Origin of the sequence: Actinomycetospora chlora, from assembly GCF_039542135.1 — a bacterium.
Classification (GTDB): domain Bacteria; phylum Actinomycetota; class Actinomycetes; order Mycobacteriales; family Pseudonocardiaceae; genus Actinomycetospora; species Actinomycetospora chlora.
Genome location: NZ_BAABHO010000021.1, coordinates 40029 through 63488, shown reverse-complemented (window position 1 = coordinate 63488; position 23460 = coordinate 40029). Strand labels below are relative to the sequence as shown.

The following is a 23460-nucleotide window of genomic DNA, read 5'->3' as shown; positions in this document are numbered from 1 at the left end:
TCGACGGACACGCGGGATGGTCAGGGGTGGAAGGATGAACCCCGACATCGCCGGGAACGGGTCCACCGACCCGACCCCGGGCACCGCACGCCACACGCCGACGCGGGAGAAGCAGCAGTGAGCGACACGTACGACGTCATCATCCTCGGGGCCGGGTCGGGCGGTTACGCCTGTGCGTTCCGGGCCGCGGAGCTCGGCCTGTCGGTCGCGCTCGTGGAGAAGGACAAGGTCGGCGGCACCTGCCTGCACCGCGGCTGCATCCCGACCAAGGCGCTGCTGCACGCCGCCGAGGTGGCCGACTCGGCCCGCGAGGGCGAGCAGTTCGGCGTCAAGAGCTCGCTGTCGGGCATCGACATGAGCGGCGTCAACTCCTACAAGGACAACGTCGTCTCCCGCCTCTACAAGGGCCTGCAGGGCCTGGTGAAGGCGAACAAGGTCACGCTGATCGAGGGCGCCGGCAAGCTCGTCGGGCAGGACACCGTCGAGGTCGACGGCCAGCGCTACCAGGGCCGCAACATCGTGCTGGCGTCCGGCTCGTACTCCAAGACGCTGCCCGGCCTCGAGCTCGGCGGCCGCGTGCTCACCTCCACGGAGGCGATCAACCTCGACTACGTGCCCGAGCGCGTCGTCGTCCTCGGCGGTGGCGTCATCGGCGTCGAGTTCGCGAGCGTGTGGAAGAGCTTCGGCGCCGAGGTGACCATCGTCGAGGCGCTGCCCCACCTCGTGCCCAACGAGGACGAGTTCCTCTCCAAGCAGCTCGAGCGCCAGTTCCGCCGGCGCAAGATCGCGTTCAAGACCGGCACGAAGTTCACCGGTGTCTCCCAGAGCGCCGACGCCGTGACGATCTCGCTCGAGAACGGCGAGGAGATCGAGGCCGACCTCCTGCTCGTCGCCGTGGGCCGCGGCCCCAACACCGCCGACCTCGGCTACGAGGAGAACGGCGTGGCGCTGGACCGCGGCTTCGTGCCGACCAGCGAGCGCCTGCACACCGGCGTCGGCAACATCTACGCGGTCGGCGACATCGTGCCCGGCCTCCAGCTCGCCCACCGCGGCTTCCAGCAGGGCATCTTCGTCGCCGAGGAGATCGCCGGGCTGAACCCGCCGGTGATCGACGAGAAGGGCATCCCGCGCGTCACCTACTGCGAGCCCGAGGTCGCGTCGGTCGGTCTCACCGAGGCGCAGGCCAAGGAGGCGTACGGCGAGGTGCAGACCTTCACCTACGACCTCGCCGGCAACGGCAAGTCGCAGATCCTCAAGACCGCCGGCGCCATCAAGCTCGTCAAGGGCGGCACCGGGGACGACGCGCCCGTCGTCGGCGTCCACATGATCGGCTCGCGCATGGGCGAGCAGGTCGGCGAGGCGCAGCTGATCTACAACTGGGAGGCCCTGCCCGCCGAGGTGGCCAACCTGGTCCACGCCCACCCCACGCAGAACGAGGCCCTCGGGGAGGCGCACCTCGCGCTCGCCGGCAAGCCCCTGCACAGCCACAGCTGACCCGAGACAGAGCGACGAGGAGTACCAGCACGATGGCCTACACCGTCCAGATGCCTGCTCTCGGGGAGAGCGTCACCGAGGGCACGGTGACGCGGTGGCTCAAGCAGGAGGGCGACCACGTCGACGTGGACGAGCCCCTGCTCGAGGTCTCGACCGACAAGGTCGACACCGAGATCCCCTCGCCCCAGGCGGGCGTCCTGCAGCGGATCGTGGCGCAGGAGGACGACACCGTCGAGGTCGGCGGTGACCTCGCCGTCATCGGCGAGGAGGGCGAGTCCGCGGGCGGCGGCGGCGGTGAGGCCCAGGCCGAGCCCCAGCAGCAGGCGCCGGAGCCGGAGCCGTCGCAGCTCGAGCCCGAGCCGGAGCCGGAGCCGGAGCCGGAGCCGCAGCAGCCGGCGCAGCCCGCGGCGGCCTCCTCGGGTGGTTCGTCGGGCGGCGGGTCGGGCACGACCGTGGAGATGCCGGCGCTGGGCGAGTCGGTCACCGAGGGCACGGTGACGCGCTGGCTCAAGCAGGTCGGCGACACCGTCGAGGTCGACGAGCCGCTGCTCGAGGTGTCCACCGACAAGGTCGACACCGAGATCCCCTCGCCCGTCGCCGGCACGGTCCTCGAGCTCAAGGCCGGCGAGGACGACACCGTGGAGGTCGGGGGCGCGCTCGCCGTCATCGGCGACGCGTCGCAGGCGTCGGGCGGCGGGTCGGCGGCCCCGGCCCAGGAGCAGCCGGCCCAGCCGTCCCAGCCGTCCCAGCCGTCCCAGCCCCAGCAGGACCCGCGCCCGGAGCCGGAGCAGCCGAACGAGCCGGAGCCGGCGGCGGCCTCGAGCGGCGCACAGGCCGCGTCGGGCGCCGACGACTACGTCTCGCACGAGACCGAGCGGTCGACCGGCCCGTCGGGCCCCGCGAACGCCGGCGGGCTGCAGCCGCGGGAGCAGGCCTCGCAGTCCAACGGCTCCTCGGCGCCCTCCTCCGCGCCGTCCACCGAGGCCGGCTCGCCGTACGTCACGCCGCTGGTGCGCAAGCTCGCCGCCGAGCGCGGCGTCGACCTGTCGTCGCTGGCCGGCACCGGCGTCGGCGGGCGCATCCGCAAGCAGGACGTCGTCAAGGCGGCCGACGAGCAGGACGCCTCCGCGGCGTCCGCCGCGTCCGACGCCCCGACCCAGGCGGCTCCCGCCGGCGGCTCGGGCGGGGGCGCGGTGCACGGCGGCGAGGTGCAGAAGCCGGCCCAGCCGTCGGCGTCCGGGGCCCGCGGCTCGTCCGGCGCGCCGGCGCCGGACACCTCGGGGCTGCGCGGCACCACGCAGAAGCTCTCCCGGCGCCGGGCGACGATCGCCAAGCGCATGGTCGAGTCGCTGCAAATCTCCGCCCAGCTCACGACGGTGGTCGAGGCGGACGTCACGCGGATCGCGCGGCTGCGCGACCGCGCGAAGGCCGACTTCCAGGCGCGCGAGGGCGTCAAGCTCTCGTTCCTGCCGTTCATGGCCCTGGCGACGGTCGAGGCGCTCAAGGCGCACCCGAACGTCAACGCCATGATCGACACCGAGAAGGGCGAGGTGACCTACCACGGCGCCGAGCACCTCGGGATCGCCGTCGACTCCCCGGCCGGGCTGATCGTGCCGGTGATCCACGACGCCGGGGACCTCAACCTCGCCGGGCTGGCCCGCAAGATCGCCGACGTGGCCGACCGCACGCGGGCGAACAAGATCACGCCGGACGAGCTCTCGGGTGGCACGTTCACGATCACCAACACCGGCTCGCGGGGCGCGCTGATCGACACGCCGATCATCAACCAGCCCCAGGTCGGCATCCTGGGCACGGGCGCGGTCGTCAAGAAGCCGGTCGTGCTCCAGGACGACTCCGGCGGCGACGTCATCGCGGTGCGGTCGATGGCCTACCTGTGCCTGTCGTACGACCATCGGATCGTCGACGGCGCCGACGCGGCCCGGTTCCTCACGACGGTCAAGGACCGCCTCGAGGGCGGCGCGTTCGAGGGCGAGCTGGGCCTCTAGCCCGCCCGGACGCGGGTGCTCGGCCGCCCGCGCACACCTCCGAGAAACGAACGGCGCCCTCGCTGCTTCCGAAGCAGCGAGGGCGCCGTTCGTTCGTCCGGGGCGGGGCACGAGGTCCAGGGCGACCCCGGGTCGCGAGCAGGCGGACACTCCGCGACGATCACCCCATGCGCGTCGTCATCGCCGGGTCCTCCGGCCTCATCGGCACCGCCCTGGTCCCGCGGCTGCGGGAGGCCGGGCACGACGTCGTGCGCCTGGTGCGGCGGACCCCGCAGGCGCCCGACGAGCGCGGCTGGGACCCCGCGGCCGGCCACATCGCGCCGGACGCGCTCGAGGGCGCCGACGCCGTCGTCAACCTGTGCGGCGCCGGCATCGGCGACCAGCGCTGGACGGGGGCGCGCAAGCAGGAGCTGCGCGACAGCCGCATGATCCCCACCGACGTCATCGCCCGGGCGGTGGCCGAGCACGGGATCGGCACGCTGGTCAACGGCTCGGCGGTCGGCTGGTACGGCGACACCGGGGCGATGGCCGTCGACGAGTCCGGCCGGCGCGGCACCGGCTTTCTCGCCGACCTCTGCCGTGACTGGGAGGCCGCCACGGCGCCGGCGTCCGAGGCCGGCGCGCGGGTCGTGCTCGTGCGCACCGGGCTCGTCCTCTCACCGTCCGGCGGGCTGATGGGGCGCATCAAGCCGCTGTTCAAGGCCGGGCTGGGCGGCCGGCTGGGCTCGGGCAGCCAGTACTGGCCGTGGATCTCCCTCGACGACGAGGTCGGCGCCATCGTCTACGCCCTCGAGCACGACTCCGTCTCGGGGCCGATGAACGCGACCGGGCCCGACCCGGTCAGCAACGACGAGTTCACCCGGGTCCTGGCCGGCCAGCTCCACCGCCCGGCGCCGTGGGCCGTACCCGGGTTCGCGATGCGCGCAGTGCTCGGCGAGTTCGCCGACGAGGGCGTGCTGGTCAGCCAGCGGGTGCTGCCCGGGGTGCTCGAGCGCGAGGGCTTCACGTTCCGCCACGCCACGCTGTCCGAGGCGCTGGCCGCGGTGCTCGACGGATGAGCTCCCTCCCCGACGCCGTCGACGTCGTCGTGGTCGGTGCCGGGCTCGCGGGGCTGCGCGCGGCGCGCACGGTCGCGCGCGCCGGGCGCTCGGTGGTGGTGTGCGAGGCGGGTGACGGCGTCGGGGGCCGGGTGCGCACCGACGTCGTCGACGGCTTCCTCGTCGACCGCGGCTTCCAGATCCTCAACACCTCGTACCCGGCCCTGAAGGCGTCGGTCGACCTCGAGGCCCTCGACCTGCGCCGCTTCGTCCCCGGCGCCGCGGTCCGCGACGCCGACGGGCGCCTGCACCGGCTCGCCGACCCCCGCCGCGTCCCGTCGTGGGCGCCCCGCACCGCACTCGACGGGCTGCTGGGCCTCCAGGACAAGGCCCGGATCGCCGCGCTCGCGGTGCGCTCGCTCGTCGTCCCCCCGTCGCGGCAGGCCACCGCACCCGAGCGCACCACCGCCGAGGAGCTCGCCCGCTGGGGCCTCGGCGGGACGCCGACCGACACGTTCCTTCGGCCGTTCCTCAGCGGCGTGCTGGGCGACCGTGACCTCGAGACCTCGTCACGGGTGTTCTCGCTGTTCTGGCGCAGCTTCGCCCTCGGCGACCTGACCGTGCCCTCGCGCGGGATCGGCGCGGTGCCCCAGCAGCTCGCGGCGCGCCTGCCCGCCGGCACGGTCCTGACCGGCACGCCGGTCGAGCGCGTGGCGCCGGGACGGGTCGACACCCCGCGGGGCACGGTCCGCGCGGGTGCGGTGATCGTCGCGACCGAGGGCACGGCCGCCGCCGAGCTCCTGGACGGGCGGATCCCCTCGCCGCGGACGTTCGCGCTGACCACGCACTACCACGTGACGGCCGAGCCCCCGACGGGCCAGGCGCTGCTGCACCTCGACGGCGCGGGCGGCCCGATCGTCAACACCCTCGTGCTCACCGCGGCCGCACCGTCCTACTCGCCCGACCACCGCCACGTCGTGCAGAGCACCGTCCTCGGCCCCGATCCGCTGCCCGACGCCGACCTGCGCCGCGAGCTGGCGCGGGTGTGGGGCACGCCGGCCGGGTCGTGGGACGAGCTGGCGACGGTCCGCGTCCCGCGCGCGCTGCCCGCGACCGTGCCCCCCACCCCGGAGGGCCTGCGCCACCCGGTGGACCTCGGCGACGGGCTGTTCGTCGCCGGCGACCACCGCGACACCCCGTCCACCCAGGGCGCGCTGGTCAGCGGGCGGCGGACGGCACAGGAGGCGCTGCGGTTCCTGGGACCGGGGTAGCGTCGAGGACGTGAGCCGCTCCAGCCGCGCGTCCGCCGAGCCCGTCGAGGTGCACGAGCTCGGGACAGTCGACTACCAGCAGGCCTGGGACCGGCAGCGGGCGCACGCCGAGGCCCGCGTCGCGGGCACCGGGCCGGACGTGCTGATGCTGCTCGAGCACCCCTCGGTGTACACCGCCGGGCGCCGCACGCTGCCCGAGGAGCGGCCCGCCGACGGCACACCGGTGATCGACGTCGACCGCGGCGGCAAGATCACGTGGCACGGGCCGGGCCAGCTCGTCGGCTACCCCATCATCGGGCTCGCCGAGCCGGTGGACGTGGTGGCGCACGTCCGGCGCCTCGAGCAGGCACTGATCGCGGTGTGCGACGGCTACGGGCTGCCGGTCGGGCGCGTCGACGGCCGCAGCGGGGTGTGGCTGCCCGCCGACGACCGCGGCCCCGCCCGCAAGATCGCCGCGATCGGCGTGCGCGTGGCGCGCGGGGTGACCCTGCACGGCTTCGCGCTCAACGCCGACCCGGACCTCGCCGCGTTCGGGGCGATCGTGCCGTGCGGCATCCGCGACGCCGGCGTCACGAGCCTGACCGCCGAGCTCGGCCGCCACGTCACCGTCGACGAGGTCCGCGACACCACCCGCGACGCCGTGCTCGCCGCCCTCGACGGCACGCTCGCGCTGACCGACCGGACGCTCGCGGTGGCGGACGACGCCCCGCAGGACGTCATCGTCGGCGGGCTGACGGTCCGGGTGGGCGCCGCGCGCTGACGCCCTTGACACGTCCGGCGGCGGTCGGGAGTGTCCCCGGTCACAGGACCGGGAGGAGATCCCCGTGGACGTGTCCGTCGCCTTCCCCACCGCCCTGAGCTCGCCGGACGACATCGCGCTGGCCGAGGAGCTCGGCTACGCGCGGGCGTGGGTGTACGACACCCCGCAGCAGAGCCCTGACGTGTGGATGACGCTGGCGCTCGCCGCCGAGCGCACCGAGCGGATCGGTCTCGGCCCGGGCGTCCTCGTCCCGACGCTGCGCCACCCGATGACCAACGCCGCGGCCACGGCCACCCTCGCGGCGCTCGCGCCGGGCCGGGTCGCCGTCGCGTTCGGCACCGGGTTCACCGGCCGCCGCGCCATGGGCTACCGGGCGATCTCCTGGTCGTTCATGGACGCCTACATCCGCGCCTACCGCGCCCTGCTGGCCGGCGAGGTCGTCGAGTGGGAGGGCGCGCAGATGCAGATGCTCCACCCGGAGGGCCACGCACCGGCCCGCCCGGTGGAGGTCCCGATCCTCGTCGGCGCCCTCGGACCCAAGGGCGACGCGGTGGCCCGCGAGCTCGGTGACGGCCTGTTCGTGACGCTGGCCCAGCCGGGCTTCATGACCAGCTACTCCTGGGTGCCCTACCTGGCCTGGGGCACGGTCCTCGACGACGGCGAGGCGCCGGACTCCGGGCACGCGCAGGAGGCGGCGGGCCCGGGCTGGGCGCTGGCCTACCACGGCGCCTACGAGTTCGGCGGACCCGACGCCGTGCGGGACCTGCCGGGCGGGCCGGAGTGGATGGACGTCGTCGAGCGCACCCCCGAGAGCCGCCGACACCTCGCCGTGCACGTCGGGCACTGCGTGCACCTCAACGACGCCGACCGGGCCGCCTGGGACGCCGGCGGGCACGCGATGCTGCGCGAGGCGACGCTGTCGGGCACGCGTGGCGAGGTGCGCGAGCGGCTCGACCAGCTCGGCGAGCAGGGGGTCACCGAGATCGTCTTCCAGCCCTGCGGATCGGACACCCGCCGCGAGCTGGAGCGCTTCCTCGACGCGACGGCGTGACGACGTGACCCCTCAGGCCGCGCGCACCTGCGGCGAGATCTCGGCGGCGACGAGGTCGATCTGGTCGAGGTCGGAGAGGTCGAGCACCTGGAGGTAGACGCGGTCGAGGCCCGCGCGCTCCGCGAGCGTCCCGAGCTTGTCGACCACCTCCGCGGGCGTGCCCGCCAGGCCGTTGGCGCGCAGCTCGGCGGGGTCGCGGCCGATCGCGTCGGCGCGTCGGGCGACCTCGGCCTCGTCACGCCCCGTGCAGAGCACCTGCGCGGTGGAGCGGCCCAGCGTCTTCGGGTCGCGGCCCTGGTCGAGGCACGCGGCGTCGACGCGCTCCTGACCGGCGACGATCTCGTCGAGCCCGGCGAACGGCATGTTGAACTCGGTGCCGTACGTCGCGGCGAGGGCCGGCGTGCGGTGCGGGCCGTTGCCGCCGACGATGATCGGCGGGTGCGGGGTCTGCAGCGGCTTGGGCAGGCCCGGGCTGTCGGTGAACTCGTAGTGCTCGCCGTGGTGGGTGTACGGGACCCCGACGGGCGTGCGCCAGGCCCCGGTGAGGATCTCCAGCTGCTCGGCGAGCATCGAGAACCGCTCTCCCACCGGCGGGAAGGGGATCCCGTAGGCGCGGTGCTCGGCCTCGTACCAGCCCGTGCCGAGCCCCAGCTCGATGCGCCCGCCCGACATCTGGTCGACCTGGGCCACCATCACCCCGAGCGGGCCGGGAAGGCGGAACGTCGCGGCCGTCATCAGCGTGCCCAGGCGGATGGTGCGCGTCTCGCGCGCCAGGGCCGCGAGCGTGACCCAGGCGTCGGTGGGCCCGGGCAGGCCGTTGGCCTCCCCCATGGCCAGGAAGTGGTCCGAGCGGAAGAAACCGTCGAACCCGGCGTCCTCGGACGCCCGGGCAACGCGGAGCAGGTCGTCGTAGGCGGCGCCCTGCTGCGGCTCGGTGAAGATCCGAAGGTCCACACGATCAGGGTAGTCACCCGATCAACGTCCGAACCGTCCCCCGGGTCACTTCCCGGCCGGACATCAGCGGCGTGCGGCGTAGGGTCGGGGCCGTGACGGTTGCTCCACGCCAGGACCTCGGTGAGGGACGGAAGATGTTGCGGCTCGAGGTCCGCAACTCCCAGACGCCCATCGAGCGCAAGCCGGAGTGGATCCGCACGCGCGTGGCCACCGGCCCGAACTTCACCGAGCTCAAGGGCCTGGTGAAGGGCTCCGGCCTGGCCACGGTGTGCGAGGAGGCCGGCTGCCCGAACATCTTCGAGTGCTGGGAGGACCGCGAGGCCACCTTCCTCATCGGGGGCGAGCAGTGCACGCGCCGCTGCGACTTCTGCCAGATCGACACGGGCAAGCCCTCCCCGCTGGACCGGACGGAGCCGCGCAAGGTCGCGGAGTCGGTCCGCCAGATGGGGCTGCGCTACTCGACGATCACCGGCGTCGCGCGTGACGACCTCGACGACGGCGGCTCGTGGCTCTACGCCGAGACCGTCCGCCAGGTGCACGAGCTCAACCCGGGCACCGGCGTCGAACTGCTCATCCCGGACTTCGACGGCCGCGCCGACCAGCTGGGGCCGGTGTTCGACGCCGCCCCCGAGGTGCTCGCCCACAACCTCGAGACGGTGCCGCGCATCTTCCGCCGCATCCGGCCGGGGTTCCGCTACGAGCGCTCCCTCGACGTCATCCGCCAGGCCCGCGCCGCCGGCCTGGTCACCAAGTCCAACCTCATCCTCGGCATGGGCGAGACCCCCGAGGAGGTCACCGCGGCGATGCAGGACCTCGTCGACGCGGGCTGCGAGCTGCTGACGCTCACGCAGTACCTGCGCCCGAGCCTGCGCCACCACCCCGTGGAGCGATGGGTCAAGCCCGAGGAGTTCGTCGAGCACCGCGACGCCGCGCTCGCCATGGGCTTCCCCGGCGTCATGGCCGGACCGCTGGTGCGCTCGTCGTACCGGGCGGGCCGTCTCTACGCGCAGGCCGTGCTCGCCCGCGGCGAGGAGCTGCCCGAGGGCATGGCCGAGCTCGCGCAGGAAGGCCCGGCCCGCCAGGAGGTCGGCGAGGTGCTCGCCCGCACGAAGGGCTCCGCGGCTCGGGCGTGACGTCCCCGTAGGGCAGAATGGGACGCATGGCGAAGCAGGGCTCCGGCGCGGCGAGCAAGGAAGAGAAGAAGGCCGCGAAGCAGGCCGCGAAGGCCGCGCGCAAGGAGCGGTTCAGCCAGATCTGGCAGGCGTTCCAGATGCAGCGCCGCGAGGACAAGCTGCTCCTGCCGCTGATGATCGGCGCGGTGCTGGGCACCGGGCTGGTGCTCTTCGGAGTCGGGCTGCTCTTCGGCCAGCAGTGGTTCCTGCTGCCCACCGGCATCCTGCTGGGCATCCTGCTGGCGGTCATCATCTTCGGCCGCCGCGTGCAGCGGAACGTCTACACCAAGGCCAACGGCCAGCCCGGCGCCGCCGGGTGGGCGCTCGACACCATGCGCGGGCAGTGGCGCGTCACCCAGGCCGTCGCGGGCACCACCCAGCTCGACGCCGTCCACCGCGTGATCGGGCGCCCGGGCGTCATCCTCGTCGCCGAGGGCGCGCCGCACCGCACCAAGAACCTCGTCGCCCAGGAGAAGAAGCGCGTCTCGCGCATCATCGGGCAGGTCCCGATCTACGAGATCTCCGTCGGCGACGAGGAGGGCCAGGTGCCGCTGGCCAAGCTCCAGCGCCACGTCACCAAGCTGCCGCGCAACATCGACAAGGGCCAGATGGACAACGTCGAGAAGCGCCTCGCGGCCCTGGCCAACCGCGGCGGGCCGGCCGTGCCCAAGGGCCCGGTGCCGAAGAACGCCCAGCAGATGAAGGGCATGCAGCGCACCGCGCGACGCCGATAGCCGGTCGCTAGCGCGTCATCACCACGACCGTGCGGCTCGCGCGGTCCTGCACGCCGCGCGCGTCCCGGTCGACGATCAGCGCCGGGATGACGAAGAACACCGAGAACGTGCGGACGAGCGTCCACAGCAGGCCGACGCCCGCGCGCTCCGGACGGTCGAGCCGCACGACGCGCATCCCCAGCAGCGCCATCGCCGGCGTCGCCCCGACCACCGCGACCGGGACGACCATGATGATCGCCCAGGTCAGCAGGCTCCAGTTCTGCGGCGGCACCGGGAACGTGAAGAGCAGGGCGAGCAGCCCGGCGAGCAGGGCGTCGAGGGCGAACTGCCCGCCGCGGCGGGCGAGCGTCGCCACCGACCCGCGCCCGGTCTCGGGCAGGCCGAAGCGCTCGCCGGGGTAGGTCGACGCCGGCTCCTCGGAGACCTCACGGGCCGCCGGGGACGGGCGCGCCGGCGCGACCGGCGCCCTGTCCCGGCCCTCGAGCCATTCACGAAACCAGGCCACCGTGTCAGGCTACGGGCGCGTGGCGGGAGACGGAGCGGAGCGGAGCTCGACCCTCGGACGGGTCGGCGCTGCGTGGCGGTCCGGCCACCCAGCGCTCGTTAACTGCTGTGAAACATGCTGGTGACGGACGAGCAACAGCACCCGCTTAGCGTCGGGATCACCTGGACCGGTCACGGTCGACGCCCCCGATCAGTGGGTACGGTGCGATCCGCTGACCGTTCGACCCCCGTCGTCCCCGGCAAGCGTGTGAAGGAGCCACCCAGGGTGTTCAACAATCAGGACGAGGTCTTCAAGTACATCTCCGACGAGGGGGTGAAGTACGTCGACGTCCGCTTCTGCGACCTGCCGGGGCAGATGCAGCACTTCACCGTGCCGGCGTCGGAGTTCGACGAGGACGTCTTCACCGCCGGGCTGGCCTTCGACGGCTCGTCGATCACCGGGTTCCAGAGCATCAACGAGTCGGACATGACGCTGCTGCCCGACGTGGCGACGTCGCGCATCGACCCGTTCCGGGCCCAGAAGACGCTCAACGTCAACTTCTTCGTGCACGACCCGCTGACGCTCGAGGCCTACAGCCGCGACCCGCGCAACGTCGCCCGCAAGGCCGAGAAGTTCCTCTCGACCGTCGACGTCGCGGACACCTGCTTCTTCGGCCCCGAGGCCGAGTTCTACATCTTCGACTCGATCCGCTACGACTCGAAGGCGAACGGCACCTTCTACGAGGTCGACTCGATCGAGGGCGCCTGGAACGCGGGCCGCGACGAGGTCGGCGGCAACAAGGGCAACAAGATCGCCTTCAAGGGCGGCTACTTCCCGGTCGAGCCCACCGACCAGAGCTCCGACCTGCGCGCCGCGATCGGCACCAACCTCATGAACGCCGGCTTCGAGCTCGAGAAGCTGCACCACGAGGTCGGCACCGGCGGCCAGGCCGAGATCAACTACAAGTTCAACACCCTGCTGCACGCCGCGGACGACCTGCAGCTGTTCAAGTACATCGTCAAGAACACCGCCTGGCAGGCCGGCAAGACCGTGACCTTCATGCCGAAGCCGCTCGCGGGCGACAACGGCTCGGGCATGCACTGCCACCAGTCGCTGTTCAAGGGCGGCGAGCCGCTGTTCTACGACGCCAACGGCTACGCGGGCCTGTCGGACATGGGCCGCCACTACATCGGCGGCATCCTGCACCACGCGCCCTCGCTGGTCGCGTTCACCAACGCCACGGCGAACTCGTACCACCGCCTGGTGCCCGGCTTCGAGGCCCCGATCAACCTGGTCTACTCGAACCGCAACCGCTCGGCGTGCGTCCGCATCCCGATCACCGGCGACAACCCGAAGGCCAAGCGCCTCGAGTTCCGCTGCCCCGACTCGTCGGGCAACCCGTACCTGTCCTTCGCCGCCATGATGATGGCCGGCCTGGACGGCATCCGGAACAAGATCGAGCCGCCGACGCCGGTCGACAAGGACCTCTACGAGCTGCCGCCCGAGGAGGCCGCCAACATCGCGCAGGTCCCGGCCAGCCTGGACGCCGCGGTGAACAACCTCGAGGCCGACCACGACTACCTGCTCGAGGGCGGGGTGTTCACCTCGGACCTCATCGAGAAGTGGATCGAGCTCAAGCGCGACGACGTGACCGGCCTGCGCCTGCGGCCGCACCCGTACGAGTTCGAGCTGTACTACAACTGCTGATCAGCGGTCGCGAACGGCCCGGTGCCCCGCGGGGTGCCGGGCCGTCGTGCGTCTAGAACCGCTCCTTCGGCGGGACGTTCGAGCGGACCCGCAACATCGCCACGGTGACGACCACCGACCCGATCGCGCCGAGCACGAAGAGCACGATCCCGATCTCCGGGCTGACGGTGAACACCAGGGCGAGGCCGACGAGCAGCACCACGGCACTGATCACCCAGCCGGTGACGCAGCCGCGGATCGTGGTGAGACCGAGCGCCGAGAACATGCCTCCATGCTTCCACGTGCTCACGGTGACCGGCGGTCCGGCACGTCCTCGCGCGGGGAGAGGGCGGCGGCGACGACGTACTGGTAGACGTAGCGGATCTCCTCGCCGCGCCGGACGGGCAGGCACACCCACCCCACCCACTCCCCCGTCGTCGTGCGCCGCCACGCCAGCAGCTCGCCGGGCACGCGGCTCTGCAGGTCGACGCCCTCGGGCATCGGCCGCACGGGCCGCTCCGGGGGCCGCGGGTAGGCGATCGCGAGATCGACCCACACCGGCTTGATCTCGTCGCGCTGCAGCGCGCCGGACCGGTCGTTGCGGCGCTGCGCCGGTCCCCGAGCATCGAACACGTGTTCGATGGTCGGTGATCCGCGGCCGGAACGCCACCCACACGGCCGCGTGTCACCCCGCGCGTTCGCACGACGCTCCGGCGGTGTCGGGGACCGGTGCGATGGTGCGACCATGACGGGAACGAGCACCGGGGAGGAGGAGCCGTGGCCGCACCCGAACAGGAGCACGTCGACCCGTTCGCGCACGACGGACCCTGGACCGAGGCGGACGTCCTGGCCCTCCCGGTGGACCGCCACGTCGAGCTGCTCGACGGGAGTCTCCTCGTGAGCCCCACCGGCTCGCACCGGCACCAGTGGCTCTCCAGCCGGCTGTGGGCCGCCCTGAACGCCGCCGCCCCGCGTGGGATGCGGGCGCTCGAAGCCGTGAACGTCCGGGTCGGGCAGGACCGCCTCCTCATCCCGGACCTGGCCGTGGTCGAGGAGCCGGACATGGCGGCGCTCGTCGCCGACGCGTCGGCGGTCCGGCTCGTCGTCGAGATCGTGAGCCCGGGCAACGCGTTCACGGACCGAGCCGTGAAGCCGCAGCTCTACGCCCAGGCGGGCGTCCCGGTGTACCTCCGCATCGAGTTCGTGGACGACGAACCGGTCGGCCATCTGCACGAACTCGTCGACGGCACCTACCGCGAGATCGCCCGCGACTCGACGGTCACGCTCGCCGGACCGTTCCCGGTGACGCTGGACCTCGGCACGCTGGCCCGCTGACGGCCCGATGTCCTCTCAGTCGACGAGGTAGAAGACCCGGTCGACGACGGCGCGGGCGCGGCGGGTGACGCGGCGGTACTCGTCGAGGAACTCGCCGGGGTCGGCGTCGGGGTCGTGGCCGAGCGCCGCGGCGACGGCGGCGAGGTCGCGCCCCGAGTGCGGCACCTCGTCGGTGGGCCGCCCGCGCACGAGGGTCGCCGCCGCGCGGGCGTGGGTGGCTGTCGTCCAGCCGGTGGCGAGCGCCTCGGCGTCGGCCTCCTCGACGAGCCCGGCCTTCGCGGCCGCCTCGAGCGCGTCCAGCGTCGAGGGCGTGCGCAGCGACGGCACCGCACCGGCGTGCTGGAGCTGCAGCAGCTGCACGGTCCACTCCACGTCGGAGAGCCCGCCGGTGCCGAGCTTGGTGTGCAGGGCCTTGTCGGCGCGGCGGGGCAGGCGCTCGTTGTCGACGCGCGCCTTGATCCGCCGGATCTCGACGGCCTTCTCGTCGGGCAGCCCGTCCGCCGGGTAGCGGTACGGGTCGATCGCCTCGACGAACGCGGCGCCGAGCGCCTCGTCGCCCGCGACCGGGCGGGCGCGCAGCAGGGCCTGGTACTCCCAGGTGTCGGCGAGCCGGGCGTAGTACTGGCGGTAGGAGTCGAGCGTCCGCACCAGCGGCCCGCCGCGGCCCTCGGGGCGCAGCTTGGTGTCGACCTCCAGCGGCGGGTCCGGACTCGGCGCCCCCAGGGCCCCGACCGCGGCCTCGGCGACCGCCTTCGCGTAGCGGACGGCCTCGGCGTCCTCGACGCCCTCGGCCGGCTCGCACACGAACAGCACGTCGGCGTCCGAGGAGTAGCCCAGCTCGCCCCCGCCGAGGCGGCCCATGCCGATGACGGCGATGCGCGCCGGGCGGTCGCCGTCCCCGACCTGGCCGCGCTCGGCCGCGGCCAGCGCGGCCTGGAGCACGGCCACCCAGATGCTCGACAGCGCCGTGCAGACGGCGGGGACGTCGAGCAGGCCGAGGAGGTCGGCGCACGCCACGCGGACCAGCTCGATGCGCCGCATCGACCGGCCGACCTGCCCGGCCGACGCGGGGTCGGTGTGGCGCCCCACCGCCGCGCGCAGCGACTGGGCGACCTCCTCGGGCCGGCGGGCCACGAGCTCGGCGTGCGGGCCGTCGCCGGCGAGCAGGCGCAGGACCTCCGGCGTGCGCGGCATCATCTCGGCCACCCACCGCGAGGTGCCCAGCACCCGCATCAGCCGCTCCGCGGCGACGCCCTCGTCGCGCAGGTAGCCCAGGAACCAGGGGGTGTCGGCGAGCGCCTCGGACACCTTGCGGTACGCGAGCAGCCCGTGGTCGGGGTCGGCGGTGTGCCCGAGCTCGTCGAGCAGCACCGGCAGCAGCGCCCGCTGGATGCGGCTCGCGCGGCTGACGCCGCTGGTCAGGGCCTGCAGGTGGCCCAGCGCCCCCTGCGGCGACGTCCAGCCCAGCGCCTTGAGCCGGCGCATCGCGGACTCCGAGGTGAGCACCAGGTCCTCGCCGGGCACGCGCGCCACCGACTCGAGCAGCGGGCGGTAGAAGAGCTTCTCGTGCAGGCGGCGCACCCGCACCGTGTGCCGCGAGCGCTCGTGCTGCAGGACGCCGACCGCGTCGCGGGACCCGTCGGGGCGCAGCTTGGCCGCGCGGGCGAGCCAGCGCAGGCCGGCGGTGTCGTCGTCGGACGGGAAGAGGTGGGTGCGGCGCATCTTCTGCAGCTGCACGCGGTGCTCGAGCATCCGCAGGAACCGGTACGACGCGGCGAGGTTGGCGGCGTCGTCGCGGCCGACGTAGCCGCCCTCGGCCAGCGCGGCCAGGGCCTCGAGGGTGTTCTGGCTGCGGATCGACTCGTCGCCGCGACCGTGCACCATCTGCAGCATCTGGACGGCGAACTCGGCGTCGCGCAGCCCGCCGCGCCCGAGCTTGATCTCGCGGTCGGCGTGGTCGGCGCGGATGTGCTCCTCCACGCGGCGGCGCATGGCGCGGACGTCGGCGACGAAGTCGTCGCGGTCGGCGGCGCTCCAGACCATCGGGTCGACGGTCTCGCAGTACCGCCGCGCCAGCTCCTCGTCGCCCGCGACCGGGCGGGCCTTGAGCAGCGCCTGGAACTCCCAGGTCTTCGCCCAGCGGCGGTAGTACGACTCGTGCCCCTCGAGGGTGCGCACCAGCGCGCCCTGCCGGCCCTCGGGCCGCAGGTTGGCGTCGACCTCGAGGAACGCCTCCGTGGCGATCCGCATCATCGTCGACGCGAGCCGGGTGGCGACGTCGGTGGGTCCCTCGTGCACGAAGACCACGTCGATGTCGCTGACGTAGTTGAGCTCGCGGCCGCCGCACTTGCCCATGCCGATCACGGCGAGCCGGCACGGGAGCGGGTCGTCGGGCTCGCGGCCGTCCCGGCCGCCCAGCGCGGCGGCGATCGTCGCGTCAGCGACGGCGAGCGAGGCCCGCAGGCCGGCGGCGGCGAGGTCGGCGAGCTGCGCGGCGACGACCTCGACGGGCAGCACCGGCAGCTCCGGCTCGCACACGGCCTGCAGGTCGGCGGCCGCCAGCGCGAGCACCTCGTCGCGGTAGGCCAGCCGCAGCACCCCGACACCGGCGGGCTCGAGGACCGTCGCGCGGGGCTCGTGGGCCGACGCGCCCACGGCGGCCAGCAGCGTCGCCGTCCGCTCGTCGAGGTCGGGCAGCTGCGAGGCGTCGTAGGTGCGCCCGGGCGTGCGCACGGTGCGCAGGGTGCGCCAGCGGTCGGGGTGGGCGACGAGGTGGTCGCCCAGCGCGGTCGACCCGCCGAGCACGCCGAACAGCCGCCCCCGCAGGCCCTGGTCGCTGCCCAGCGCCGCCACCAGCGCCGGCCACTCCTCCTCGCCCAGCGCCTCGCGCACCCGCTCGACGGCCAGCAGCGCCAGGTCCGGGTCGGCGCTGCGGGCCAGGGCCCAGACGACGTTCTCGGAGCCCGGCCGCGGCGCGTCACCGTCCCACCAGCCGAGCGCGGCGAGCCGCGGCCCCGCGTCCGGGTCGGTGAGCCCGAGCCGTGCCGGCGCCCGCCCCGTCCGGTCGGGCCGCCGGTGCGTCGTCGCGGGCTCGGTCATGCCCCGAGGATTCCAGCTCACCCGGGACCCGGCGCGTCTGCTGACAGGATCGGGGGCATGCAGCGCTTCGAGTACAAGGTCGTCCAGCTCCGCGAGAGCCTCATGGGCGGCAAGCTGTCCGACGACAAGCTCGAGAAGGTCCTCAACGCCGAGGCCGCCGACGGCTGGCAGCTCCGGACCATCACGAGCGCGGACGTGAAGGGGCGGATCGGGCCGGGCGGTGTCGACGGCCTGCTCGTCACCTTCGAACGGCCGGTGTGACCTACAGCGTCGGCAGGTAGGTCGCCAGCTCGTAGGGCGTCACGTTGCGCCGGTAGGCGTCCCACTCCGAGCGCTTGTTGCGCAGGAAGAAGTCGAAGACGTGCTCGCCGAGGATCTCGGCCATGAGCTCCGAGCGCTCCATGGCGGCCAGCGCGCCGTCGAGGTTCTGCGGCAGCGTCTCGTAGCCCATCGCCCGGCGCTCGCCCTCCGAGAGCATCCAGACGTTGTCCTCGGCGGGCGGCGGCAGCTCGTAGCCCTCGGCCACGCCCTGCAGGCCGGCGCCGAGGATCGCGGCGTAGGCCAGGTACGGGTTGGCCGCGGTGTCGATGGTGCGGACCTCGATGCGCCGCGAGGACGCCTTGCCCGGCGAGTACATCGGCACCCGCACGAGCGCCGAGCGGTTCGCGTGGCCCCAGCACACCGTCGTCGGCGCCTCGCCGCCGACGATGAGGCGCTTGTAGGAGTTGACGAACTGGTTGGTCACCGCGGAGAGCTCGCGGGCGTGGCGCAGGACGCCGGCCACGAACGCCTTGCCCGTCTTCGACAGCTCGTAGGGCTCCGAGGCGTCGTGGAAGGCGTTCTGGTCACCCTCGAACAGGCTGACGTGCGTGTGCATCGCCGAGCCGGCGTGCTCGGTGAAGGGCTTCGGCATGAAAGATGCGTGCACCCCCTGGGTGATCGCGACCTCCTTGACGATGTACCGGAAGGTCATGATGTTGTCCGCCATCGTCAGGGCGTCGGCGTAGCGCAGGTCGATCTCCTGCTGGCCGGGGCCGCCCTCGTGGTGGCTGAACTCCACCGAGATGCCCATGGCCTCGAGCGACTCGATCGCCCGGCGGCGGAAGTGCGGCGCGGTGTTGTGGCTGGCCTGGTCGAAGTAGCCGCCGGTGTCCGCCGGGATCGGGGGCGTGCCGTCGCCGGGCAGGTCCCGCAGCAGGTAGAACTCGATCTCCGGGTGGACGTAGCAGGTGAACCCCGCCTCGGCGGCCCGGGAGAGCGCGCGGCGCAGCACGTGGCGCGGGTCGGCCCAGGACGGCGAGCCGTCGGGCATGGTGATGTCGCAGAACATGCGCGCCGAGTAGTGCCCGCCGCCCGCGGTCTCCCACGGCAGCACCTGGAACGTCGACGGGTCCGGCTTGGCGACCATGTCGGACTCGTAGACCCGCGCGAAGCCCTCGATCGCCGAGCCGTCGAACCCGATGCCCTCGGCGAAAGCGCCCTCGAGCTCGGCCGGCGCCACGGCGACCGACTTCAGGTACCCGAGCACGTCGGTGAACCACAGCCGCACGAAACGGATGTCGCGTTCCTCGAGCGTCCGCAGGACGAACTCCTGCTGGCGATCCATGGGCGGAACCCTAGGTGCGCGTTCAGGTGCCCGAAAGACGGGGCTGTGTCACGTCCGGGGTGTCAGGTCGCCGGGCAGGTGGCGCCGGGCGGGGCCGGCGTGTTGTCGATCAGGTAGCGCGTGGCGATGTCGTCGACGCACGTCGAGTTCTGGAACACCGCGGTGTGCTCGTCGCCGATCTTGGTCAGCAGCGAGCCGTTCAGGGCCCGCGCCAGCTCGACGCCGGCCTGGTACGGCGTCGCCGGGTCGCCCGTGGTCGACACGACCAGCGGCGGCGCGAGCCCGGGCACCTGCGGGACGTGCGGCTGGCTCGTCGGCGGCACCGGCCAGAACGCGCAGCTGTCGCGGGCCCCCGAGACGCCGCGGCCGCTGTCGAGGAACGGCGCGGCCTGGTTGTAGGCCTCGGCGCGGGCGAGCGACTGTGCCGGGTCGGTGATCCGCGGGTCGTCGACGCAGCGGATCGCCTCGAACGCGTCCTGGGAGGAGGCGTAGCTGCCGTCGGGATTGCGCTCGTAGTACTCGTCGGCGAGCGTCATCAGCCCGGTGCCGTTGCCGGCCCGCAGGTCGGAGAGTGCGCGCGTCAGACGCGGCCAGTAGGCCTCGACGTAGAGCGCGTTGATCGTGCCCTGCTGGGCGTCGCCGTAGGACATCACCCGCCCGTCGGGCAGGGGCAGCGGCCGCGCGATCAGGGGTCGGGTCAGGTCCTGGTAGGCGCGGGTGGTCTGCGCGGGGTCCTGGCCCAGCGGGCAGTTCGGCCGGGTGGTGCAGTTGCGGGCGAACGCGTCGAAGGCCCCCTGGAAGCCCCGGCCCTGGTCGACGAGCTCGGCCGTCGGGTCCTGGTCGGGGTCGAGGGCGCCGTCGAGGATCATCGCCCGCACGTTGCGCGGGAACTCCTCGGCGTACGTCGAGCCGATCCGCGTGCCGTAGGAGTAGCCCAGGTAGGTCAGCCGCGGGTCGCCGAGCACGGCGCGCAGCACGTCCATGTCCTTGGCGACGTCGCGGGTGCCGACGTTGGCGAGGACGTCGAGCCCGCTGCGCTGGGCGCAGAGGTCGACGACCTGGCGCTCCTCGCCCTCGGTGGACGCGACGCCCGCGGGCGAGGGGTCGGTGTCGTCGTCGCGGCGGTCGGCGTCGCGCTCGGGACCGTTGAGGCAGCGGATGGCGGGCTCGCTCGCGCCGACGCCGCGGGGGTCGAACCCGACGATGTCGAAGCGGCGCCCGACGTCGGTCGAGGCGAGCGACGACGAGAGGTAGGCGGCGGTCTGGATGCCCGAGGCGCCCGGCCCGCCGGGGTTGATCACCAGTGACCCGATCCGCTCGGGCGAGGCCGGCGCGGCGTGGCGCAGCACGGCGATCGCGGCGGTGCGGCCGTGCGGCGCGGCGTAGTCGAGCGGCACCTGCATGCGCGCGCACTGCAGGGCGGGGTCGGCGTAGATCTGGCGGTCCTCGTCGGTGGCGGCCAGCGGCGCGCACGGGCCCCAGGTCAGCTGCTGGCCGTAGAACGCCTCCAGCCCCGGAGGTGCGCTGCCCGCGGGGTCCGGCACGGCCGTGCCCGGCACGACCTGCGCACACGCTCCGAGCAGGAGGGCCGCGAGCCCGGCGACCGCAGCGATCAGGACCGACCGGGGCCTCGGGGTGGCGCGCACGGCGTCACCCTGCCACGCGCGTCGTGATCGGCCGGTGACGGGCACCGGGAGCGCCGTCCTTGCCACGGCGGGCGCCCGCGGCCGACGCTGGTCCTCCCTCCCCGACCCCGAGGAGAGCGATGGCCGTCACCGCCGAGGTCGACGTCGCGGCGATGTTGCGCGACCCCCACGACACCTACGCCCGGCTCCGCGAGCTGGGGTCCGTCGTCCACGTGCCGGCCCTCCAGCGCCACCTCGTCGTCGGGTTCGCCGCGTGCCGCGCCGTCGAGGCCGACCAGGCCACGTACTCCGCCGACGTCGGCGGCTCCGGCGCGACGATGGCGCGGGCGCTCGGCGCGACGCCCATGCTGCGCCGGGACGACCCGCGGCACGCGCAGGAGCGCGCGCCGATCAACCCGGGTCTGCGGGCGAGGAGCGTCCGCGCGTCCTGGGCGCCGCGCTTCGAGCACAACGCCCGGCTCCAGCTCGAGGTCCTGCGCGGGCACGGACCGGAGCGGGCCGAGCTGGACCGCGACTACGCGGCCCCGGTCGCCGCGCGGAACCTCGTCGACCTGCTGGGGCTGCGCGAGGCGACCCCGGAGCAGATGGAGCGCTGGTCCCACGCCTTCATCGCGGGCGTCGGGAACCTGGGCGACGACGCGACGATCTGGGCGCGGTGCGACGACGCGCAGCGGGAGGTCGACGACCACCTCGACGCGCTGCTCCCCCACCTGCGGCGCCACCCGGACGCCTCGATGACCTCCGCGCTGGTCAACTCCGGCCTCGACGAGGCGGCGGTGCGGGCCAACGTCAAGCTGACGATCTCCGGTGGCCTGAACGAGCCGCAGCACATGGTCACCAACACGGTGTGGGCGCTGAGCCGGCACCCCGACCAGCGCGACCGCGTCCTCGCCGACCCCGCGCTCTGGCCGGTGGTGTTCGACGAGGCGCTGCGGTGGCTCTCGCCGATCGGGATGTACCCGCGCGAGACGACCCGGGCGACCGTGCTCGACGGCGTGGAGCTGCCCGGCGGGGCGGCCCTCGGCGTCGTGATCGGCGCGGCCAACCGCGACCCCGCCGCGTTCGGTCACCCCGACCGCTTCGACATCTCCCGCCCGGAGCGGGCGCACCTGGGGTTCGGCAGCGGGGTCCACCTCTGCCCGGGGCACTGGGCCGCCCGCATCGCGATCGGGGAGATCGCGGTCCCGCTCCTCTACGCCGCATTGCCCGGGCTGCGGACCGATCCGCGCCGCGACGAGGCCTGGTCCGGCTGGGTGTTCCGGGGACTGACGACCCTTCCGGTGACGTGGGATCCGGCCTGAGCCGCTCCCCGCTGTGAGGCTGGTCCCAGCCAGCGGCACCGGCGCGCGGGCGGTGACACCGTGGCGCTACTCCCACCCCGACGACCCGGGGACCCACCGCATCCGGCGGGCCTCGAGGCAAGGACGGACGACGATGACGTCACCGCAGGGCACCCCCACACGCAAGCGCACCCGCGTGCACCACCTCCAGGAGATGAAGGCCCGCGGCGAACGCTGGCCGATGCTCACGGCCTACGACGTGAACACCGCCCGGATCGTCGACGAGGCGGGCGTGCCCGTCCTGCTGGTCGGCGACTCCGCCGGCAACACCGTCCTGGGCTACGACACCACGGTCCCGGTGACCACCGAGGAGCTGTTGATCCTCACCCGCGCCGTCGTCCGCGGCGCCCCGCACGCGCTCGTCGTCGCCGACCTGCCCTTCGGCAGCTACCAGGTCTCGGTCGAGCAGGCGGTGACCACCGCCGTCGAGTTCATGAAGGTGGGTGGTGCGCACGCGGTGAAGCTCGAGGGCGGCGCGCACTACGCCGACCGCATCCGCGCGATCGTCGACGCCGGCATCCCGGTGATGGCCCACCTCGGCTTCACCCCGCAGAGCGAGCACGCCCTCGGCGGCTACCGCGTCCAGGGCCGCGGGGACGACGCCGCCGAAAAGCTCCTCGCCGACGCGCGCGCGGTCACCGAGGCGGGGGCGTTCGCCGTCGTGCTCGAGATGGTGCCCGCGCACGTCGCCAAGCGGGTCACCGCGGACATCCCGGTGCCGACCGTCGGGATCGGCGCGGGCCCGGAGTGCGACGCGCAGGTCCTCGTGTGGACCGACATGGTCGGCCTGTCCGACCCCGCGCGCCGGACCCCGCGCTTCGTCAAGCGGTACGCCGAGATGGGCGCGGTGCTGGCCGAGGCCGCCGGCACCTACGCCCGCGAGGTCCGCGAGGGCACCTTCCCCGGCCCGGAACACAGCTTCGACTGACCGCCTCCGGCCACCAACCGGGCCACCGCGGCCGGGTCCTCGAGCGTCATGAGGTGCCCGACGCCGGGCAGGGCGACCAGCTCGGCGCCGGGGATCCACGCGGCGAGCATCCGGGTGGTCTCCTCGTGCGCCTTCGTGGCGCCCGCCTCGCCGTAGGCCAGCGTCGTCGGCGCGGTGACGCGGGCGGCGGTCTCCTCGTCGATCGCCCACTCCTGCGCGGCGACGACCTCGTCGCCGAGGAAGAAGCGGGAGTCGCGCAGCAGGCGCTCCAGCCCGTCGGCGCCGAACCGTTCCCGGACGAGGTCCGCCCAGCCCGGGCCGCCCACGCCGGTCATGAACGCGTCGGTGGCGCCCCGGAAGTCGCCGGCGTGGGCGGCACCCAACGCCGGGCCGACCGCGGTGCGGACGAGTTCCTCGGCCGACGGCCCGGCCGGGCTGGGCGCGGGCTCGATGAGGACCAGGCGCTCGACGGCGTCGGGCGCGTCGATCGCGGCCTGCAGGGCCACGCTGCCGCTCGAGGAGTGCCCGACCCAGACGGCGCGCTCGATCCCCAGCTCCCGCAGGAACCGTCGGGCGAGCCGGGCGATGTCGGCGACGGTGAGGTGTCCCTCGGGCGTCGAGCTGCCGCCGTACCCGGGACGGTGGAGCTCGACGAGCCGGACGCCGTCGAGGGCCGGCTCGTCGAAGACCGGGGCGAACCACTCGCCGAAGCCGCCGGCGTGCAGGAGCAGGACGGGCGTGCCCGTGCCGCGCTCGCGGTACGCCAGGCGGACCTCGCCGAGGTCGACGGTGCCGGTGGTGATCTCGTGGGTGTTCGTCATGGCGTCGAGCCTGGGGTCGGGGCGCGCACGGCGACT

At 73.9% G+C, this 23460-nt stretch carries 21 protein-coding genes; 13 read left to right on the top strand and 8 right to left on the bottom strand.

The window, feature by feature from the left end:
- The first annotated feature begins 117 nt into the window (after positions 1–117).
- The 6 genes from lpdA (at position 118) to ABD994_RS14780 (ending at position 7619) form a co-directional block, all read left to right on the top strand.
- A complete protein-coding gene (gene lpdA, locus ABD994_RS14805; RefSeq protein ID WP_345415911.1) occupies positions 118–1494 on the top strand; it encodes a dihydrolipoyl dehydrogenase in 1377 nt (458 codons plus the stop codon).
- Positions 1495–1526: 32 nt separating this feature from the next.
- Positions 1527–3500 (top strand): 2-oxoglutarate dehydrogenase, E2 component, dihydrolipoamide succinyltransferase, encoded by a 1974-nt coding sequence (gene sucB / locus ABD994_RS14800; protein ID WP_345415909.1) that lies wholly within the window; start codon positions 1527–1529, stop codon positions 3498–3500.
- A 167-nt stretch (positions 3501–3667) separates the two neighbouring features.
- Positions 3668–4558 (top strand): TIGR01777 family oxidoreductase, encoded by an 891-nt coding sequence (locus ABD994_RS14795; RefSeq protein ID WP_345415907.1) that lies wholly within the window; start codon positions 3668–3670, stop codon positions 4556–4558.
- Positions 4555–5808, top strand: coding sequence for an NAD(P)/FAD-dependent oxidoreductase (locus ABD994_RS14790; protein WP_345415905.1), 1254 nt, complete (start codon positions 4555–4557; stop codon positions 5806–5808). The genes ABD994_RS14795 and ABD994_RS14790 overlap by 4 nt, the downstream gene beginning before the upstream one ends.
- Positions 5809–5818: 10 nt before the next feature.
- Positions 5819–6568 (top strand): lipoyl(octanoyl) transferase LipB, encoded by a 750-nt coding sequence (gene lipB / locus ABD994_RS14785; RefSeq protein ID WP_345415903.1) that lies wholly within the window; start codon positions 5819–5821, stop codon positions 6566–6568.
- Between the two features lie 64 nt (positions 6569–6632).
- Positions 6633–7619, top strand: coding sequence for an LLM class flavin-dependent oxidoreductase (locus ABD994_RS14780; RefSeq protein ID WP_345415900.1), 987 nt, complete (start codon positions 6633–6635; stop codon positions 7617–7619).
- 12 nt (positions 7620–7631) lie between these two features.
- Here the strand turns inward: ABD994_RS14780 and ABD994_RS14775 are convergent, their stop codons facing one another.
- Positions 7632–8573 (bottom strand): LLM class F420-dependent oxidoreductase, encoded by a 942-nt coding sequence (locus ABD994_RS14775; RefSeq protein WP_345415897.1) that lies wholly within the window; start codon positions 8571–8573, stop codon positions 7632–7634.
- Positions 8574–8707: 134 nt separating this feature from the next.
- On the opposite strand from ABD994_RS14775, the gene lipA reads away from it, so the two are divergent.
- Positions 8708–9706, top strand: coding sequence for a lipoyl synthase (gene lipA / locus ABD994_RS14770; protein ID WP_345416021.1), 999 nt, complete (start codon positions 8708–8710; stop codon positions 9704–9706).
- A 26-nt stretch (positions 9707–9732) separates the two neighbouring features.
- Entirely contained in the window at positions 9733–10479 is a 747-nt protein-coding gene (locus ABD994_RS14765) for a DUF4191 domain-containing protein (protein WP_345415894.1), read from the top strand.
- Positions 10480–10486: 7 nt separating this feature from the next.
- On the opposite strand, the gene ABD994_RS14760 is transcribed toward ABD994_RS14765, so the two are convergent.
- On the bottom strand, positions 10487–10984 hold the full coding sequence (locus tag ABD994_RS14760; RefSeq protein WP_345415891.1) for an RDD family protein: 498 nt from the start codon (positions 10982–10984) through the stop codon (positions 10487–10489).
- A gap of 264 nt (positions 10985–11248) precedes the next feature.
- On the opposite strand from ABD994_RS14760, the gene glnA (ABD994_RS14755) reads away from it, so the two are divergent.
- Positions 11249–12670: a type I glutamate--ammonia ligase gene (glnA, locus tag ABD994_RS14755; RefSeq protein WP_345415888.1), complete on the top strand. Its 1422-nt coding sequence runs from the start codon at positions 11249–11251 to the stop codon at positions 12668–12670.
- 52 nt (positions 12671–12722) lie between these two features.
- Here the strand turns inward: glnA (ABD994_RS14755) and ABD994_RS14750 are convergent, their stop codons facing one another.
- Both ABD994_RS14750 and ABD994_RS14745 read right to left on the bottom strand, forming a co-directional pair.
- Positions 12723–12935: a hypothetical protein gene (locus ABD994_RS14750; RefSeq protein WP_345415885.1), complete on the bottom strand. Its 213-nt coding sequence runs from the start codon at positions 12933–12935 to the stop codon at positions 12723–12725.
- Positions 12936–12955: 20 nt separating this feature from the next.
- Positions 12956–13282, bottom strand: a complete 327-nt coding sequence (locus tag ABD994_RS14745) for a hypothetical protein (RefSeq protein ID WP_345415882.1) — start codon at positions 13280–13282, stop codon at positions 12956–12958.
- Between the two features lie 144 nt (positions 13283–13426).
- Between ABD994_RS14745 and ABD994_RS14740 the strand changes: the two genes are divergently transcribed.
- Positions 13427–13984 (top strand): Uma2 family endonuclease, encoded by a 558-nt coding sequence (locus ABD994_RS14740; protein ID WP_345415879.1) that lies wholly within the window; start codon positions 13427–13429, stop codon positions 13982–13984.
- 15 nt (positions 13985–13999) lie between these two features.
- Here the strand turns inward: ABD994_RS14740 and ABD994_RS14735 are convergent, their stop codons facing one another.
- A complete protein-coding gene (locus tag ABD994_RS14735) occupies positions 14000–17083 on the bottom strand; it encodes a bifunctional [glutamine synthetase] adenylyltransferase/[glutamine synthetase]-adenylyl-L-tyrosine phosphorylase (RefSeq protein ID WP_345415876.1) in 3084 nt (1027 codons plus the stop codon).
- A 57-nt stretch (positions 17084–17140) separates the two neighbouring features.
- On the opposite strand from ABD994_RS14735, the gene ABD994_RS14730 reads away from it, so the two are divergent.
- Entirely contained in the window at positions 17141–17344 is a 204-nt protein-coding gene (locus ABD994_RS14730; protein WP_345415873.1) for a DUF4177 domain-containing protein, read from the top strand.
- Position 17345: 1 nt separating this feature from the next.
- On the opposite strand, the gene glnA (ABD994_RS14725) is transcribed toward ABD994_RS14730, so the two are convergent.
- Positions 17346–18689 (bottom strand): type I glutamate--ammonia ligase, encoded by a 1344-nt coding sequence (glnA, locus tag ABD994_RS14725; protein ID WP_345415870.1) that lies wholly within the window; start codon positions 18687–18689, stop codon positions 17346–17348.
- A 62-nt stretch (positions 18690–18751) separates the two neighbouring features.
- Positions 18752–20335 carry an alpha/beta hydrolase gene (locus tag ABD994_RS14720; RefSeq protein WP_345415867.1) on the bottom strand — a complete coding sequence of 528 codons (1584 nt, stop codon included), beginning with the start codon at positions 20333–20335 and terminating at the stop codon, positions 18752–18754.
- Positions 20336–20454: 119 nt separating this feature from the next.
- Here ABD994_RS14720 and ABD994_RS14715 point away from each other — a divergent pair, with 119 nt between their 5' ends.
- The gene (locus ABD994_RS14715) at positions 20455–21636 is read left to right on the top strand and encodes a cytochrome P450 (protein WP_345415864.1); all 1182 of its coding nucleotides are present in this window, start codon (positions 20455–20457) and stop codon (positions 21634–21636) included.
- A gap of 133 nt (positions 21637–21769) precedes the next feature.
- Positions 21770–22603: a 3-methyl-2-oxobutanoate hydroxymethyltransferase gene (panB, locus tag ABD994_RS14710; RefSeq protein ID WP_345415860.1), complete on the top strand. Its 834-nt coding sequence runs from the start codon at positions 21770–21772 to the stop codon at positions 22601–22603.
- Here the strand turns inward: panB and ABD994_RS14705 are convergent.
- The gene (locus ABD994_RS14705) at positions 22546–23424 is read right to left on the bottom strand and encodes an alpha/beta fold hydrolase (protein WP_345415857.1); all 879 of its coding nucleotides are present in this window, start codon (positions 23422–23424) and stop codon (positions 22546–22548) included. The genes panB and ABD994_RS14705 overlap by 58 nt on opposite strands.
- Between the last annotated feature and the right edge of the window lie 36 nt (positions 23425–23460).